We start from the raw sequence: 17,483 nt of genomic DNA, 5'->3' as shown, positions 1-17,483 counted from the left end.
CCGCCCGGCCACGCCGCCCGGACCGGCCCACGTTCACTGTGGATCGAGCCACGCCGTCTGCACCAGGTTGACCCCGTCGCTGCGCCGGATCAGGGTGCCCCGGCCGGGCGGCTGTGGACTGGGTCGGACGTGCCCGAGCACGGCGCCCTCGTCGGGGTTGCCGGACATCAGCAGCCCCGGCGTGTTCAGGTCGGTGAGCTGTTGCAGCACCGGCTCGTACAGCGCCCGCCCGACGCCGCCGCACCGGCGGGCCAGGACCAGGTGCAGCCCGATGTCCCGGGCCGGCGACAGCAGGTCCACCAGCCCGTCCAGCGGGTTTCCGCTGCTGGTGGCGACCATGTCGTAGTCGTCGACCAGCAGGTAGATCTCCGGCCCCTGCCACCAGGAACGGTTGCGGAGCTGTTCGGTGGTCACGTCCGGGCCGGGCAACCGGGCGGTCATCGCCTGCGCGATCCCGCCGACCATCGCCGTCGCGGTCTGCGCCGACGGCGTGTAGTCGAGCAGGTGCTCGCCCTCGACCGCGCCGAGCAGGGTACGCCGGTAGTCGACGATGACCAGCTTCGCCTCGCCCGGCGGGTGCCGCGCCACGATGGTCTGGGCGATCAGCCGGAGCAGGTTCGTCTTGCCGCACTGCGCGTCACCGAAGACGATCAGGTGCGGCTCGGTGTCGAACGCCAGGTGCACCGGGGCCAGGTAGGTCTCGTTCAGGCCGATCGGGATGCCCGGCCCCGCGACGTCGCGTAGCTGCGCCGCAGGCAGCATCCGGGGCAGCAGCCGTACCTTCGGCGCCGGCTCGTGCCGCCAGCCGGCCCGGACCCGCGCCACCAGGTCGGCGGCGCCGGCCGGCAGCTCGTCGGCGCCGGCGCGCCCGTCGATCCGGGGTACCGCGGCCAGGAACTGGAGCTTGTCGCGGGTGACACCCCGACCGGGGGTGTTCTCGGGTACGTTCGCCGCGGCGCGCCGGTCGATCTCGGAGTCGCTCGGGTCACCCAGCCGCAGTTCGAGCCGGGTGCCGAAGAGTTCCCGGACGTTGTAGCGGATCTCCGACCAGCGGGTGGCGGTGAGCACCACGTGGATGCCGAACCCGAGACACCGGGCGGCGAGCCGGGTGATGATCTCCTCCTGCTGCTCGAACTCCTCCCGTACGGTGCCCCAGCCGTCGACGACCAGGAAGACGTCCCCGAACGGGTCGTCGGTGATCTCACCGCTGGCCCGCAGCGCCCGGTACGCGTCGATCGACTCGACGCCGAGTTCGGCGAAGCGCGCCTCCCGCTCGTCCAGCAGGACGCTCACCTCGGCCACGGTGCGGCGGATCGCCTCGTGGTTGCGGCGCACCGCCACCCCGGACAGGTGCGGTAGCCCCTCCAGGGAGCGCAGCGTGCCGCCGCCGAAGTCGAGGCAGAGGAACTGCACCTCGCGCGGGCTGTGGGTGAGCGCCAGCGCGCAGAGCATCGAGCGCAACAGGGTGCTCTTGCCGGTCCGTGGCCCGCCGACGATCACCACGTTGCCGCCGGCCCCGGCCAGGTCCACCAGGAACGGGTCCCGGCGCTGCTCGTACGGGCGGTCCTCGACGCCGACCGGCACGACCAGCCGCCCGACGCCGGGCCAGGTGGCGGTGACCAGGCCACGGTGCTCGTCGACGACCGGCTCGCCGAGCAGCGCGTCGAGGCTCGGCGCCACGTCCAGCGGGGGCAGCCACACCTGGTGCGCCGGTGGGCCCTGGCGCAGCCGGTCCACGATCACGTCGAGCATGGTGGTCTGCCGGCCCGCGTCGGTCGGGCTCCCGATCGGCTCGGCCGGATCGTCCGGCGCCGCCGGCAGCTCGGGCGGGACGGGCACGTGCACGGTGCCGTACGGCATGATGCGGCGGCGTACCAGGGACTGGGGCACCGGGCCGGTCGCGGTGGCCGCCCGGTACGGTCCGGAGACGTACGCGGCCCGGAAGCGCAGCATGGTCAGGGTGCCGGTCTTCAGGTAGCCGTGCCCGGGCGCGTTCGGCAGCTCGTACGCGTCGGGCACGCCGAGCACCACCCGGCTTTCCATCGCCGAGAAGGTGCGCAGCCCGATCCGGTACGACAGGTGGGTGTCCAGCCCGCGCAGCCGCCCCTCCTCCAACCGCTGGCTGGCCAGCAGCAGGTGTACGCCGAGCGAGCGGCCGAGCCGGCCGATCGTCACGAAGAGGTCGATGAAGTCCGGCTTGGCCGCCAGCAGCTCGCTGAACTCGTCGCAGATGATCAGGAGGCTGGGCAGCGGGGCGAGCGGTTCACCGGCCCGGCGCGCCTTCTCGTACTCGTACCGGGAGACGTAGTTGCCGGCGGCCCGCAGCAGCTCCTGCCGGCGGACCAGCTCGCCCGCGACGGCGTCCTCCATCCGGTCCACCATGGCCAGTTCCTCGGCGAGGTTGGTGATCACCGCACTGGTGTGCGGCAGCACGTCCAGCGAGGCGAAGGTGGCGCCGCCCTTGAAGTCCACCAGGACGAGGTTGAGCTCCTCGGAGGAGTGCGTGACGGCGAGTGAGACCACGATGGTGCGCAGCAGCTCGCTCTTGCCGGAGCCGGTGGCACCGATGATCAGCCCGTGCGGACCCATGCCGTCCTGGGCGGCCTCCTTGAAGTCCAGCTCCACCACCGAGCCGTCCGCGCCGATGCCGAGCGGGATCCGCAGCCGGTCCCGGTCCGGGCGGGGCCGCCAGCTCCGGGCCGGGTCGACCGCGCCGGCGTCGCCGAAGCCGAGCAGCTCGGGCAGCTCGGTGACCCGGGCCGTCGCCTCCTCGGTCTCGACGTGCCGGGAGAGCCGGTGCGGGGCGAGCTGCCGGGCCAGCCCGGTGGCCTGCTCGACGCCGAGCCGGTCCGGCACGCCCAGTGTCATGCTCCGGTCGCCCCGGTCGGTCGAGAGCGTGTCGGGGGTGACGTCGAGGCAGAGCAGCCAGCGGCCGGCGTCTCGGGGCACCATCCCGGACAGGTCCAGCACGGTGCTGCCGAGTACGCCCGCACCGTGCAACTGCGAGGTCGCCGGCACCTCGCCGCCGTCGAGTACGACCAGCAGGTGCGCGGCCGTGGTCAGCGGCCGGGCGTCCGGCGAGTGTCGCGGCCGGACGGTGAACTCGTCGCGGAACGCCTCCTCGAGCGCGGTCGCCGACTCGAAGACCAGCCTGGTCGCACCGGCGCCGTCGGTGACCCGGTCGTCCTGGGCGTGCGGCAGCCACTTGACCCAGTCCCAGTCCGGCCGCCGCTCCGGCGCGATCACCACCGCGATCCGGACGTCGTCCGGCGAGTGGAAGGTGGCGAGCTGGCAGAGCAGCGCCCGGGCCAGGCCGAGCACCGGATCGCGGTCGCCGCGCAGCACCAGTCGACTGAACGAGCGGAGCTGGATCGCCAGCGGCAGGTCCGGGACCACGGACTGGGCCCGGACGAAGCGGCGCAGTGCGATCGCGGTGAGCGGTTCGAGGTCCTCGACCGGCCTGGTGTCGGGCGGTTTGATCGTCACCGACAGCTTCTGGGTCCCGGTCGCCACCCGTATCTCGGCGAAGTCGTCGTCGGTGCTGCGCCGCTCCCACATCCGTCGGGAGGCGCAGACCGACCAGAGCGCGCTCGGGGCCGGATGCCGCCACAGCAGCGCGGTCCGCTGCTGCGCGGCCGCGTTGCGCGCCTTGCGCCGGGCCTGGGTCAGGTACCGCAGGTAGTCGCGGCGCTGCGCGTCCACCTCGGCCCGGCTGTTGCCGTGGCCGCCACCCATCGAGGTGGCCGCCATGCCCAACATGGAGAGTCCGAACAGGCCGCCGACGACGTACGTGAGCACGCCGCCGCCCCGTCCGGAGTAGAGGATGGCCATCGCGGCGACCCCGGCCACCATGGGGACCAGCATCATCACCTGGAGGAGGCTGCGGGGCATCGGCTCCGACAGCTCCGGAGGCGACTCCAGGGCGAGTTCCCCCCGGGGTAGCGGCGGCGACGGCTGGCGGGGCGGTCGGCGGAACAGGACGGTGCCTGCCGCGCCCTCGCGGGCGCCCGGAAGGCGAGACTGGGCCTCGGTGACCTCCACGAACCGGGATACTATCCGTCAGAGCAGCCCGACACCCTACGCATCGTTGACTACACTTGCCGTCACCCCGTCTCGGCGCTTGGAAGGTTGCGATGGCCGCCGATGAGTTCGCCGTCAATCTCCTGTCGCTGCAAGACTTCCAGCGCAGTCTCCAGCCTCGGCTTGAGGCGGCGTTCGCCGCGCTGACCGCACTCACCACCGCGCCGGGCAGTGACCGGCCGGCGCTGGGCGGGTTCCACGACGCGCAGAAGACCGCCGACCGGCACCAGGACCTGCACGACGAGTACGTCGCCCGGCTGCGCCGCCTCGTCACCGCGTTGACGGTGGCGCAGGCGGCCACCACCCGGATCATCGAGAGCTACCGGACCGTCGACGAACTCAGCGGCACGAACGCCCGACAGATCGCAGGCGCCCTCGGCGCGGTGAGTGAGGCACTGCATGGTGGCCGACGCGATGGTTGACGAGTACCACGAGCGTTACCGGCAGCAGACCCACGAGGAGCTCTACCGGCTGCTGATGGCCGGACGGCCGGCGCAGGTGGACAGCATCGCCGACACCTGGCACACCGTCGAGGGGACGGTCGGGTCGATCGCGACCGGGCTGCACGAGGACCTCACCCGGATGCTGCCCACCTGGACGGGGCCGGGCAGCCGGGAGTTCCAGTACCGGTTGGACCTGATCACCAGTTTCGCCGGGACACTGGCCGAGGAGGCGGCGGCGATGCGCAGCGGGCTCACCGTGATGTCCGGCTCGCTCGCCGAGGCGCAGCGCCAGGCGGAGGCGGACCGGCCCGAGCTGGCCCAGGCGCGCTACGACGAGTTCTCCCCGGTGCTCGGCCACACGCTCTCCGAGGAGGAGCGCGCCAAGGCCCGGGAACGGGTCTCGGCCCAGGTGGCCCGGCTCGCCGCCGAATACGCGGTCACCGATCACCGGAGCTGGCCGGCGACGATCCCGGTCGAACCGAGCGACCTGCCGGTGGTCGGCGGACTCGTCGACCTCGACCTGCCTGCGGCGGTGACGCTTCCCGACCCGTCGCCGATCGCGCCGGAGCTGCCGGCCGCCACCACCGCGCTCGCCGGTGCCGGGGGGTTCGGCGACGCGCCGGGAGCCGGCACGCTGGCCGCCGCCCCGTCGTCGTCGCCGTCCGCCGCCCAGCCCACCAGTTCGCTGAGCGGGGCCGGGCCGGCCCTGGCCGGGCTCGGCAACCACCTGATCACCCGGACGGCCGGTGCCGAGGGGCGACCCGGCTCCGGTGGCGCGAGCCCGGGCACGACCACGGGCGCGGCGGCGGGGACGGGAGCGGTGCCGATGATGGGTGCGGCGGGTGCCGCCGGTCTCGCCGGGCGGCCCGCCGAGGGCTACCCGATCACCGATCCGCGGTTGGCCGGTGAGGGCACTGCGTGGTCCGCCGACGGGAAGCTGGACTGGAGCGGTGAGGCCGACGCGCCACCGTCGATCCTCGGCCCGGACGACTGAGCCGGGCGTGGGCGCTGGCCCCGTCGTACCGGAGTTCCGGTGACCGGGTCGGCGCGTTGGCCTTGACGACGGCGTGGAGCCGCTCGGTCATCCGGGTGGATCCGGTTTCCGACATCTCGGCGATCCTCGCGAGTACGTCACGTTCCCCGTCCGCCGTGCCGCGCGGGCCCCGGCGGGCGGCCGCTTCCAGGGAACTGGCGGTTCGACCCGGGGCGGGACCTGTCGCCGTTTCCCGTTCGTCACTCGCGGTGAGGTGATGGTAGCGGCGGGATCGCTGTGCTGGGCGGATTGCCCCGCTTCCGCGTTCCGGCGCAGGTGGCGGCGGTGAGATCCGTCATCCCGGTTAGGTGCGGCGAATGACGGATCGTAAGGTTAGCCGAACCTAATCCGAGGAGTACGGGAAAGATCGTGACGACGGTAGCGGCCGGGGTGACCGGGCCCGGCACCCGGCCGAGCCGCCGGGTCGGCCGGCGCGTCGCGGTGACCGCCGCGGTGGCGGTACTGCTGGTGCTGACGGTGTTGGCCAGTCTCGCACTCGGCAGCAAGCCGCTCGCGCCCACCCAGGTCTGGCACGCACTGGTCGCGCCGGACGGCGCCGAGGCGAGCACCATCGTCCGGGAACTGCGGGTGCCGCGTACCCTGCTCGGGCTCGTCGTCGGGCCGGCGCTGGCGCTGGCCGGGGTACTGCTGCAGGCGCTGACCCGCAACCCGCTGGCCGAGCCCCGGATCCTCGGGGTCAGCGCCGGTGCCTCGCTGGGCGTGGTCCTCGCGATCGCGGTCTTCGGGATCGGCACGCTGGCCGGGTACGTCTGGTTCGGCGTCGTCGGCGCCCTCCTCGCCGGCCTGCTCGTCTTCGGCATCGCCAACCGGGCCCGCGAGGGCGCCAGCCCGGTGACTCTGGCCCTGGTCGGCGTCGCCCTGGACGCGAGCCTCGGCGCGACGGTCATCGCCCTGCTCACCATCGACACCCGCACCTTCGAGGAGTACCGGTTCTGGGTGGTCGGCGGCCTGACCGGCCGGGACGCCGCGGTCGCCGCCCAGGTCGCGCCCTTCGTGCTGGCCGGGCTGCTGCTGGCCGGCTTCGCCGCCCGGGGCCTGGACGCGCTCGCCCTCGGCGACGACGTCGCGCGCGGGCTGGGTCACCGGATCGGGCTGGTCCGGCTCGCCGGCGGAGCGGGCGCGGTGCTGCTGATCGGGGCGGCGGTCGCGGCGGCCGGGCCGATCGCGTTCATCGGGCTCGCCGTGCCGCACCTGGCCCGTGCCCTGGTCGGCGCCGACCACCGCTGGACCCTCGCGGTGGCGGCACTGCTCGGCCCGGCGCTGCTGCTCGCCGCCGACATCATCGGCCGGCTGGTGGCGCCGCCCGGCGAGGTGCCGGCCGGCATCGTCACCGCGCTGCTCGGGGCGCCGCTGCTGGTCCTGCTGATCCGTCGTGCCCGGGTGGTGACCGCGTGACCGGCCGGAGCGAGGCGATCACGGCGGTGCCGGTGGGCCGCACCCTGGTCCGGATCGGCCCCACCCGGCTGGTGGTGCGGCACCGGCCGCTGCTGGTCGGCGGGGTACTGGTCGTCCTGCTCGCCGCCGCCGTGGTGCTGGCGCTGTCCCTCGGCACCCCGTACGTCGCCCCGCAGGACGTGCTCGCCTCGCTCACCGGCGCCGGCACCCGGTACGACCTCGTCGTACTCGAACTGCGGCTGCCCCGGGTGGTCCTGGCGGTGGCGGTCGGGGCGGTCTTCGGCATCGCCGGCACGCTGATCCAGAGCGTCGCCCGCAACCCGCTGGCCAGTCCCGACGTGGTCGGCGTCAGCCAGGGTGCCGGACTCGCCGCCACCGTGGCACTGACCACCGGGGCGAGTGCCGTGCTGATCGCCCCGGCCGCGCTCGCCGGTGGCCTCCTCGCGGCGGTCGCGGTGCTGCTGCTCGGCCTGCGGCACGGCCTGGCCGCACAGCGGTTCGTGCTGGCCGGGGTCGCCGTCGCGGTGGCGCTGCGGGCGTTGACCGAGGTGGTGATGCTGTCGGCGGACCCGATCGACGGGATCCGGGCGCAACTCTGGCTGGTCGGCACGCTGGCCGGCAAGGGCTGGCGGGAGACGGCGTACCTCGGGGTGACCCTGCTGGTGCTGCTGCCGGTGCTGCTCTGGGCCGGCTGGGCGCTGAACGGCAGCGCGCTGGACGACGACACCGCACGGGGGGTCGGGCTGCGTCCGGTCGCCCGCCGGGTCGGCCTGGCCACCACCGGGGTACTGGCCGCCGCGATGGTCACCGCGCAGGTCGGCGCGGTGGACTTCGTCGCCCTCGCCGCCCCGCAGATGGCCCGGCGGCTGGTCCGGGCCGAACGGCCGCCGCTGTTCTGCGCCGCCCTGGTCGGGGCCCTGCTGGTGGTCCTCGCCGACCTTGCCGGCCGCCGGCTGTTCGCCCCCACCCAGCTTCCGGCCGGGGTACTGACCGCCGCCCTCGGCGGGCCGTACCTGATCTATCTGCTGCTCCGCGGCCGACGGAAGGTCTCCTAGATGCTCTCCACCCGCGATCTCGCGGTCGGGTACGAGGACCGCACGGTCATCGACGGTCTCGACCTGGACCTGCCGTCCGACGCGTTCACCGTCATCGTCGGGCCGAACGCCTGCGGCAAGTCGACCCTGCTGCGGACCATGGCCCGGCTGCTCACCCCGCGCCGGGGCACCGTGCTGCTCGACGGGGAGGCGATCCGGGACCTGCCGACCCGCGCGGTCGCCCGCCGGCTGGGCGTACTGCCGCAGAGCCCGCTGGTGCCCGAGGGGGTGACCGTGGCCGACCTGGTCGGTCGGGGGCGGCAGCCGTACCAGCGGTGGTGGCGGCAGTGGTCGCCGGAGGACGAGACCGCGGTCCGCGAGGCGATGCTGCTGGCCGACGTCGCGGCGCTGGCCGAGCGGCCCGTCGACACCCTCTCCGGCGGGCAGCGGCAGCGGGTCTGGATCGCCATGACGCTGGCCCAGGACACCGAGGCGCTGCTGCTCGACGAGCCGACCACCTTCCTCGACCTGGCCCACCAGGTGGAGGTGCTCGACCTGCTGCACCGGCTGCGTACCGAACGCGGCCGGACCGTCGTCGCCGTCCTGCACGACCTCAACCAGGCCGCCCGGTACGCCGACCACCTGATCGCGATGCGGGACGGCGCGGTGGTAGCGGCCGGGCCGCCCCGACAGATTCTCACCGCGGACCTGGTCCGTGACGTGTTCGGGCTCGACTGCGTGGTCGTGCCCTGCCCGGTGACCGGGGCGCCACTGGTCGTCCCGGCCCTCGGCACGCTGTCCCTGCAGAAAGGTTCCTCATGCGCCGCACAGTCATAACCCTGCTCGCCGTCGCCGCCCTCGGCGCCGGCCTGGCCGGCTGCACCAGCAGCGACCCGGTGGTCGGGGAGGAGGCCGGGGGAGGTACCCGGACCATCACCCACGCGATGGGCAGCACCGAGGTGCCGGCGCAGCCGAAGCGGGTGGTCGTACTCGACTCCGACAAGATCGACACCGCTCTCTCGCTCGGCGTGGTGCCCATCGGCGCCGCGCAGGCCGGCGAGGTGGCCGGCTGGCCGTCGTACTTCGGCGCGGACAAGGTCGCCGGAATCAAGCAGGTCGGCCTGCTCACCGAGCCGGACCTGGAGGCGATCACGGCGTTGCAGCCGGACCTGATCCTGGGCAGCAAGTTCCGCCAGGAGAAGTTCTACGACGAGCTGACCGCCATCGCCCCGACCGTCTTCACCGAGCGGGTCGGCATCACCTGGAAGGAGAACTTCCTCCTCGACGGGCAGGCGCTCGGCAAGGAACAGGAGGCCAAGGACCTGCTGGCCGCGTACGAGAAGCGGGCCAAGGACCTCGGCGCCAAGCTCGGTGACGCCGCCGCCCGGAAGATCTCGATCGTCCGCTTCCGGCCCACCGAGATCCGGGTGTACGGTCCGGAGTCCTTCTCCGGCCTGGTGCTCGGTGACGTCGGGCTGGGCCGGCCGGAGCGCCAACTGCTGGCGAACAAGGAAGACAAGCGGTTCGACAAGGTGAGCCCGGAGCGGATCTCCGAGGTCGACGGCGACATCATCTTCGTCACCGCGTTCGGCGAGAAGGCCGCCGCCGAGCAGGCCAGGGTGACCGGCGGCAGCCTCTGGAAGAACCTCACCGCGGTCAAGGCCGGCAAGGCGTACGTGGTCGCCGACGAGACCTGGATGACCGGGATCGGTGTCACCGCGGCCGGCAAGATCCTCGACGACCTGGAGAAGTACGTCCCGACCGCCTGACCCACCCGCCCCGGCCGGCACCGGCTCCGCTGCCCAGGCACGCTCGCGATTCGCGGGTCGCCTGGGCAGCCCGCTGTCCGGGGCCCGGCGGGTTCAGCAGTTGCGCAGCGGCAGGTTGGTCAGCATGTCGTCGCGGACCCAGCCGCCTCCTCCGCCGTGGGTAGCGGGGCACTGTGGAGGCACGCGTACGATCGGCGACGTCGACAAGCTTCAGGACGTCCTCCGCCACGCGCCCGACCCGATGGCGTCGGCGAAGGGCAGGCGCACCGGCGTACACCCGCCGGAGTGACCCGGACCCCGGCCGACGGATGGGATCGATGTGGCTCGTGACGCTCGCGGTGCTGGCCGGTGGGTTCACCGGCGCGGGTCTGATGGCGCTGCGCGGCCGCCGCACCCGCGCCAGGCTCCGGGCCGAACTCGTCGAGCTGGAGCGGTCGGTGCAGCGGCGGGCCGACCAGGTGACCTCGCTCAGCCACGAACTGCGGACCCCGCTCAGCATGATCAAAGGGGCGGTGGACCTGCTCCGGGAGGGGATGCCGGGTCCGCTGACTCCGGCGCAGGGCCGGCTACTCCAGGTGCTCGACCACCAGTCCACCCAGGTGATCGGGCTCTGTGAGAGCCTGCTGATCCAGGCGAAGATCGAGGCGGGGCTCTTCGTCCCGAAACTGGAACGGGTGGACCTGTCGGTGGTCGCCCGGGACGTCGTCACCGCGATGCGTCCACTCTGCGCGCAGCGGCAGCAGCGGATCAGCCTGGACGCCCCGCAGGTGACGCCGAGGATCGAGGCCGACCCGATGCTGCTGGCCCAGGCCATGACCAACCTGCTCTCCAACGCCAGCCGGTTCACCACCACGGGTGGCAGCATCGACGTCAGGGTGACGCCGATCGACACCGGGATCGCCGTCTACGTGACCGACGACGGGGCCGGCATGAGCCGGGAGGAGCGGCACCGGCTGTTCCACCGGTTCGCCACCGGCCGACCGCTGGCCGACGGGACCGGGCTCGGCCTGGTCATCACCAAGACGATAGTGGAGCTACACGGAGGCGAGATCATGGTGCACACCGCGTCGCAGCGGGGAACCACGTTCCTCTTCACCCTGCCCCGGACCGCGCCGGCCGGTACCGGGTCGTGACCGGTCCGGTCGAGGCCCGGGCCGACCGTTCCGGTCCGACGGCCCTGGTCGTCGACGACGAACCGCAGATGACGGTGATCATCGAGTTCGCCCTGCAGACCCAGGGGTTCTCCGTGCTCGTCGCGCACGACGGCGCGACCGCGCTGCACCTGCTGCGGACCCGGCCGATCGACCTGGTCGTGCTGGACGTGCTCATGCCGACCATGGACGGGTTGAGCCTGTGCCAGCGGATCCGCGCCCGGTCCGAGGTCCCGATCATGCTGCTCACCGCGCTGTCCCAACAGGACGACGTGATCGCCGGTCTGGAGCACGGGGCCGACGACTACGTGACGAAGCCGTTCCACCCCCGCGAGGTGGCGCTGCGGGCCCAGGCGCTGGTACGCCGACGCCGCGACACCGGGTCCGCGATCCGGGTCGGCAAGCTGGTGATCGACCTGACCAACCGGACCGTCGTGCTCGCCGGTCGTCAGCTCAACCTGCCGTACACCGAGTTCAAGCTGCTCGCCCACCTCGCGGCCCGACGCGGCACCCCGCAGTCCTGGCGGGACCTGCTCCGCGAGGTGTGGGGGACGACCGACCTGATCGGCGGCCGGGACGTGGTCAAGTCCACCGTCTACCGGCTGCGCTCCCGGTTGGCGGCGACCCCGGACGGAGCGGGATACATCCGCACCCTGCGCGGTGTCGGCTATCTGATGCCCGACTCCCTCGGCGACGCCCCGGAGGGCGGATCCAGGTAACGGCGGTGTCACCAGCGCTCACGGATGTGTTACCGGAGCCTCCGTCACCCGGCTCTAACCTGGCCGCAACATTGCGACAACCTGGGAGGTCGGGATTCGATGACGAGTCGATTTCGGCGCGGCGTGAGCTGGCTGGGGTGCGCGGCGGTCCTCGTCCTGGCCGCCGGCTGCGCCCGGGAGCCGGGCAACGGCTCCGGTGGTACGGCCGACGGCGGCGTCGTGCACGTCGTGTGCGGCGGGACGGAGGAGTGGTGCGCGGCGACCACGGCCCAGTTCAGCAAGGCGACCGGGCTCAGGGCCGACTTCGTACGGCTCTCCAGCGGCGAGGCGCTGGCCCGGATCAAGGCCGGTAAGGGCAACGCGGAGTTCGACGTCTGGTACGGCGGCCCGGCCGACGGCTACGCCGCCGGCGCCGCGGAGGGGATGCTGGAGGCGTACGTCTCGCCGAACGCCGGCGCGATCCCGGCCAGGTACAAGGACGCGTCCGGGCTCTGGACCGGCGTCTACGTCGGGGCGCTCGGGTTCTGTGCCAACCCGAAACTGCTCCGAGAGGCCGGGGCCGAGGTGCCGGACTCCTGGGCGGACCTGCTCGATCCGTTGCTCGCCAAGGACATCGGTATCGCCCATCCGTCCACCTCGGGCACCGCGTACACGGCGCTCTGGACCCAGGTGCTGCTCGCCGGCGGCGACCAGGGCAAGGCGCTGGAGTACATGCGCCGGCTGCACCCGAACGTGTTGCAGTACACCAAGTCCGGTGCGGCACCCGCCCAGATGACGGCCCGTGGCGAGGTGGCGGTCGGGGTGATCTTCTCCCACGACTGCGTGGCTGCCAAGGAAGCGGGCTTCCCCGACCTGGTGGTCTCCTTCCCGACCGAGGGAACCGGCTACGAGACCGGCGGGGTGGCGCTGGTCCGCGGCGCCAAGAACCCGGAGAGCGGCCGGAAGTTCATCGACTGGGCGCTGACCGTCGAGGCACAGGAGATCGGGCCGACGGTGAAGTCGTACCAGTTCCCGACCAACCCGGGCGCGAAGGTCTCGGACAAGGTCGTGGACCTCGGCACGATCAAGCTGATCGAATACGACGCGGTCGCGGCGGGTGCGGCGAAGACCGCGCTGAACCGGCGGTTCGACGCTGAAGTGGCCCAGGCGCCGAAGTCATGACCACCATGATCCACGAACCGGAGTTGGCCCCCGGCCCGGCGGCGCCACCGCGCCGCCGGCGCCGGCGGCGGCTCGACCTCGGCATCCGACTGCTGCTCGTCGCCTGCGTCGGGCTGGTGACGATCGGCAGCGTCGTCCCGCTCGTCGCCGTCCTCGCGGCGGCGTTCGGCCCGGAGGCGTTGCCGCGCTACGCACGCTTCCTCAGCTCCCCGGTCGACCTGACCATCCTGCGCAACACGCTGGTCCTGGGCGTGCTGGTCGGGTTCTGCGGGACGGCGCTCGGCTTCCTCTTCGCCTTCGTCCAGACCCGCCTCGCCGTGCCGGGCAAACGGATCCTGCACGTGGTGGCGCTGGTGCCGATCGTCAGCCCGCCGTTCGCGGTCGCCACCGCGACCGTCGTGCTCTACGGCCGGCGGGGCGTGATCAGCAACGGCCTCCTCGGCCTGGAGTACGACATCTACGGGCTCGACGGACTGGTCTTCGTGCTCTCCCTGTCGCTCTTCCCGGTGGCGTACCTCGGCCTGCTCGGCATGCTCCGCGGGTTGGACCCGGCGCTGGAGGAGGCCGCGATGAACCTCGGGGCCAGCCGGTGGCGGACCCTGCGCACGGTCATCCTGCCGCTGCTGGCACCGGGGCTGGTGGCGCCATTCCTGCTGCTCTTCGTGGAGGCGATCGCCGACCTGGCCAACCCGCTCGTCCTCGGCGGCGACCACACGGTGCTGGCCAGCCGGGCCTACCTGGCGGTCACCGGCGAGTACGACACCACCAGCGCCGCCGTCTACTGCGTCATCCTGCTCGTGCCCTCGTTCGGGTTGTACGTCGCGCAGCGGTACTGGCTGAACCGCAAGGTCCGGACCACCATCACCGGGCGGCCCTCGGGCAGCGTGCACCTGATCGACAACTGGGTACGGTGGCCGATCTTCGGTCTCGCGCTGCTGGCCGCGGCCCTCATCGTCAGCGTCTACGGCACGGTGCTGCTCGGTTCGGTGACCCGGGTCTTCGGGGTGGACAACACGTTGACCCTGGAGTACCTGCGGGAGGTGGTCGCCGGGGTGGGGCGGGAGGCCGTGCTCGACACCGTCCTGTTCGCGGCGATCGCCACCCCGGTCGCGGCGGTCTTCGGGCTGGTCATCTCCTGGCTCGTGGTCCGGCACCTGCGCCGGGCCGCCGGGTTGCTGGACTTCGCCGGCACGCTCGGGGTCGCCGTACCGGGCACGGTGCTGGGCATCGGTTTCGTGCTCGCGTACCGGCCGGAGCGGTGGCTCGGGCCGGTCGAGGTCTTCCCCAGCCTGGTCGGCGGCAGCGCCATCGCCGGCGGGGCGGCGGCGATCGTCGTCGCGTACGTCGTCCGGAGCCTCCCCGCCGGCCAGCGCACCGCGGTCGCGGCCCTGAGCCAGATCCACCCGCAGATCGAGCAGGCCTCGACGGACCTCGGAGCGGGTCCGCTGCACACCTTCCGGCGGGTCACCCTGCCGCTGATCCGGCCGGCGCTGCTGACCGGCCTGAGCTACAGCTTCGCCCGCAGCATGACCTCGATCTCGACGATCGTCCTGCTGGTCACGCCGGAGACGAAGATCATCACCTCCCAGGTGCTGAGCGCCGCCAGCACCGGCCGGTACGGGGTGGCATTCGCCTACTGCACCGTGCTGACCGCCATCGTGCTGGCGGCCTTCGCGCTCATCCGTCTCGTCGTCGGCGCGGGCGCCAACCTGAACCGCGTCGCCACCGACACCGAAAGGCCGAAACGATGACCGTAGTGGTGCCCGACCTGGCCGTCGCCGCGTCCGCCGGTGCCGGTACCGGACGCCTGCGCCTGGAGGCGTTGACCAAGACGTTCGCCAGCCGTACCGGCATGGTCACCGCCGTCGACGCGGTCGGCCTCGACGTCGCCCCAGGCGAGTTCATCACGCTGCTCGGGCCGTCCGGGTGCGGCAAGACCACCACGCTGCGGATGGTCGCAGGCTTCGAGGACGCCACCAGCGGACAGATCCGGCTCGACGACAACGTGATCGACTCGATGCCACCGCAGCGGCGTCCGATGGCGATGGTGTTCCAGAGCTACGCGCTCTTTCCGCACCTCACGGTCGGCGAGAACATCGCGTACGGGCTCAGGCTGCGGCGACGTAGCCGGGATGAGGTCGCCACCAGCATGCGGATGGCGCTGACCAGTATGAACCTGGTCGGTCTGGAGGATCGGAGCCCGCACGAACTCTCCGGCGGCCAGCAGCAGCGGGTCGCCCTGGCCAGGGCCCTGGTCGTGCAGCCGAAGGTACTCCTCTTCGACGAACCCCTGTCCAATCTGGATGCCAAGTTGCGGGGCTCGATGCGCGCGGAGATCCGGCGCATCCAGCGGATGTTCGGGATCACCAGCATCTACGTCACCCACGACCAGGACGAGGCGATGAGCATGTCGGACCGGATCGTGGTGATGAACCGGGGACGGGTCGAGCAGGTGGCCGCGCCGGGTGAGATCTACCTGCGCCCGGCGAGCGTCTTCGTCGCGGACTTCATCGGGCGGGCCAACTTCATCGAGGTGGTGCCGGAGAGTGTCAGCGACGGCCGGGCCGTGGTGCACGCCCTCGGGCAGCGGTTGACCGCGGCGGCCCACCCGGGGGTGCCGGCGAACGACGACAACACCTACCTGATGGCCCGGCCGGAGACCATGAAGCTGACACCGGTCACCGACGGCGGGACCGGCATCGGCGTGGTGCTCCGCTCGACGTTCCACGGACCGGCCGTGGACTACGAGATCGAGACCACCAGCGGCACGTTGACCGTGACCGACCCCGGCGCCGATCCCCGGGAGGCTCTCGCCGAGGGCACCAGCGTCAACGTCCGGATCGACCCGGATCGGGCCTACCTGCTCACCCGGGACTGACGGGTGGCCGACCGGGCCGCCGAACCGGGATGCCCCCGTCGTCGGCCCGGGCGCACCGGGTGGGTGCCGAGCCGTCGCCGTTCGCGGCCCACCACGCGGTGCGGCGGATGATGGCTCATGGCCGTACCCGACCCGATCCCGATCAGCCGCCGCCCCGGCGACCCGGTAACCGGCCTCGACCCGGTCTGGTACGCCGCGTACGGGTCGAACCTGGATGCCGACCGGTTCGGTTGCTATCTCGGTGGCGGCCGGCCGGTGGGCGGTCGCCGGGACCATCCCGGGTGCCGGGACAGCAGCCCGCCCCGGGACGATCGACCGGTGCTGCTCTCCGGCGGTCTCCACTTCGCGCTCGAATCACGGACCTGGTCCGGTGGGATGGCGTTCTACGACCCGGGGCTGCCCGGTGTGGTCGCGGCGCGGGCGTACCTGCTCTCCGCCGACCAGTTCGCGGACGTCGCCGCGCAGGAGATGCACCGGTTACCGAGCGGTCCGCTGGACCTGATCGCCGCCGCGGTCGCCGCCGGCCGGGCGAGCACCGGCCCGGGCCGGTACGAGACGGTGGTCTGCGCCGGAATCCTCGACGGGCATCCGGTGCTCACCCTCACCGCGCCGTGGCGGGCCGGGGACGTCCGGCCGAACCCGCCGGCACCGGCGTACCTCGCCACCATCGCCCGTGGTCTGCGGGCCAGCCACGGCTGGACCGACGAGCAGATCACCGCCTACCTGGCCGGCTGGGCCCCGGTGGCGCGGCCGTGAACCTCGTCCGGCCTGGACAGCGCGGCGGATGCGCCGGCGCTTTCCGCACGTCACCTTCGAGGACGCCTCGACGGACGTGCTGACCGACGGCGACAACGGCGGGACATCTGCCCGCGCTGTCTCGACGGCCACCGGCGGTTGTCGCGGCCGGCGGTCGTGGCGGCGTACCCAGCCTCGCCCGTGACCGGGAGGTCCGTCGCTCGCCCGTATCGGCTCAACCAGCCGACCGGGGTACGCTCAGCGGTGCCACCAGCTCACCCGTACCGGGACGCCGGGGGATGCGTGCACCAGGGGATCGCCCGTCTGCGCCGGCAGGCCGGCCCCGGTGAGCAGGTTCTGGTCCAGGTGCCGCAGCTCGGCCCGGTGCAGCGGCCACGGTGGATGTTCGACCTCGGCGGTGACGAGCCGACCGGCGACGACCGTGAACAACCGGTAGCGGGCGGTCAGGAACTGGGCCAACTCGTCTTCGGGACGGTCCAGCGGCGGGCCCAGCCGGACCTCCGCGTCGGCGCGCAGCCCGGCCGGGCCGGGCCAGCGGCGCCGGCACCGGTAGCTGACGAGGGCGTCGTCGACCCGTACCCGCATGTCGGACCAGTAGTAGGGCAACGCGTAACCGGCCCTGGCGGCCAGCACGGCTGGCAACCTTGCGGCGTCGAGGGAGAAGAACCAGATTCCGTCGCGTCCGCGCCGGTCCCGGACGTAGGTGCGGACGTTGGTCTCGGGGAACCCGGAGAGCCAGGGCACCGCCGGAACTCCGGGCGCCCGGACACCCTGCATGAGGAACGGGGTCAGCCCGACCCACGCCGCCCCGTCCCGGGTCTGCACGCTGAGCCCGGCCGGAAGCTTCGGCTGGATGACCTCCGGGGGATACCGCCAGTGGATGAAGGTGATCCAGTTCCACCGGTGGTACATCACCGGCCGGGACACCCGGGGCGACGGTGGGATCGTCATCGCCGGCTCCCTCCGCCTCCGGCACCCGCATGCCCGCGCGGGAGCAGTCGCCGATCTCGCGACGTAGTCGCTGTCCCTTCCCCGCCCCGTCG

The 17,483-nt window shown here is 72.8% G+C and carries 14 protein-coding genes; 12 read left to right on the top strand and 2 right to left on the bottom strand.

The genetic code is table 11. The annotated features are described in order from the left end of the window. Positions 1-33: 33 nt before the first annotated feature. A complete protein-coding gene (gene eccCa / locus ACQEVC_RS38650; RefSeq protein WP_432888347.1) occupies positions 34-4,041 on the bottom strand; it encodes a type VII secretion protein EccCa in 4,008 nt (1,335 codons plus the stop codon). 92 nt (positions 4,042-4,133) lie between these two features. Between eccCa and ACQEVC_RS38645 the strand changes: the two genes are divergently transcribed. From ACQEVC_RS38645 to ACQEVC_RS38590, 12 genes are all read left to right on the top strand, one after another. Further along, the gene (locus ACQEVC_RS38645) at positions 4,134-4,502 is read left to right on the top strand and encodes a hypothetical protein (RefSeq protein ID WP_432888345.1); all 369 of its coding nucleotides are present in this window, start codon (positions 4,134-4,136) and stop codon (positions 4,500-4,502) included. Beyond that, positions 4,480-5,517 carry a WXG100 family type VII secretion target gene (locus ACQEVC_RS38640; RefSeq protein WP_432888343.1) on the top strand — a complete coding sequence of 346 codons (1,038 nt, stop codon included), beginning with the start codon at positions 4,480-4,482 and terminating at the stop codon, positions 5,515-5,517. The genes ACQEVC_RS38645 and ACQEVC_RS38640 overlap by 23 nt, the downstream gene beginning before the upstream one ends. Before the next feature lie 408 nt (positions 5,518-5,925). Continuing rightward, positions 5,926-6,972, top strand: coding sequence for a FecCD family ABC transporter permease (locus ACQEVC_RS38635; protein WP_432888341.1), 1,047 nt, complete (start codon positions 5,926-5,928; stop codon positions 6,970-6,972). Further along, positions 6,969-8,027: a FecCD family ABC transporter permease gene (locus ACQEVC_RS38630; protein ID WP_432888339.1), complete on the top strand. Its 1,059-nt coding sequence runs from the start codon at positions 6,969-6,971 to the stop codon at positions 8,025-8,027. The genes ACQEVC_RS38635 and ACQEVC_RS38630 overlap by 4 nt, the downstream gene beginning before the upstream one ends. After that, positions 8,028-8,843 (top strand): ABC transporter ATP-binding protein, encoded by an 816-nt coding sequence (locus ACQEVC_RS38625; protein WP_432888337.1) that lies wholly within the window; start codon positions 8,028-8,030, stop codon positions 8,841-8,843. Then, the gene (locus ACQEVC_RS38620) at positions 8,825-9,775 is read left to right on the top strand and encodes an ABC transporter substrate-binding protein (protein ID WP_432888335.1); all 951 of its coding nucleotides are present in this window, start codon (positions 8,825-8,827) and stop codon (positions 9,773-9,775) included. The genes ACQEVC_RS38625 and ACQEVC_RS38620 overlap by 19 nt, the downstream gene beginning before the upstream one ends. Positions 9,776-10,092: 317 nt before the next feature. Then, on the top strand, positions 10,093-10,908 hold the full coding sequence (locus ACQEVC_RS38615) for a sensor histidine kinase (RefSeq protein ID WP_432888333.1): 816 nt from the start codon (positions 10,093-10,095) through the stop codon (positions 10,906-10,908). After that, the gene (locus ACQEVC_RS38610) at positions 10,905-11,645 is read left to right on the top strand and encodes a response regulator transcription factor (RefSeq protein WP_432888331.1); all 741 of its coding nucleotides are present in this window, start codon (positions 10,905-10,907) and stop codon (positions 11,643-11,645) included. Before ACQEVC_RS38615 ends, ACQEVC_RS38610 begins: the two co-directional genes overlap by 4 nt. Before the next feature lie 99 nt (positions 11,646-11,744). Next, the gene (locus ACQEVC_RS38605) at positions 11,745-12,806 is read left to right on the top strand and encodes an ABC transporter substrate-binding protein (protein WP_432888329.1); all 1,062 of its coding nucleotides are present in this window, start codon (positions 11,745-11,747) and stop codon (positions 12,804-12,806) included. Then, positions 12,803-14,557: an ABC transporter permease gene (locus ACQEVC_RS38600; RefSeq protein ID WP_432888326.1), complete on the top strand. Its 1,755-nt coding sequence runs from the start codon at positions 12,803-12,805 to the stop codon at positions 14,555-14,557. Before ACQEVC_RS38605 ends, ACQEVC_RS38600 begins: the two co-directional genes overlap by 4 nt. Further along, positions 14,554-15,684, top strand: coding sequence for an ABC transporter ATP-binding protein (locus ACQEVC_RS38595; protein ID WP_432888324.1), 1,131 nt, complete (start codon positions 14,554-14,556; stop codon positions 15,682-15,684). Before ACQEVC_RS38600 ends, ACQEVC_RS38595 begins: the two co-directional genes overlap by 4 nt. 117 nt (positions 15,685-15,801) lie before the next feature. Beyond that, positions 15,802-16,440, top strand: coding sequence for a histone deacetylase (locus ACQEVC_RS38590; RefSeq protein WP_432888322.1), 639 nt, complete (start codon positions 15,802-15,804; stop codon positions 16,438-16,440). A gap of 237 nt (positions 16,441-16,677) precedes the next feature. Here the strand turns inward: ACQEVC_RS38590 and ACQEVC_RS38585 are convergent, their stop codons facing one another. Beyond that, entirely contained in the window at positions 16,678-17,391 is a 714-nt protein-coding gene (locus ACQEVC_RS38585; protein ID WP_432888320.1) for a YqjF family protein, read from the bottom strand. Positions 17,392-17,483: the final 92 nt, after the last annotated feature.

The organism is Plantactinospora sp. CA-294935, assembly GCF_050936445.1.
Classification (GTDB): Bacteria; Actinomycetota; Actinomycetes; order Mycobacteriales; family Micromonosporaceae; genus Plantactinospora.
Note: the sequence above shows the minus strand (reverse complement) of the source record. Positions and strands in the feature narration are given on the sequence as shown.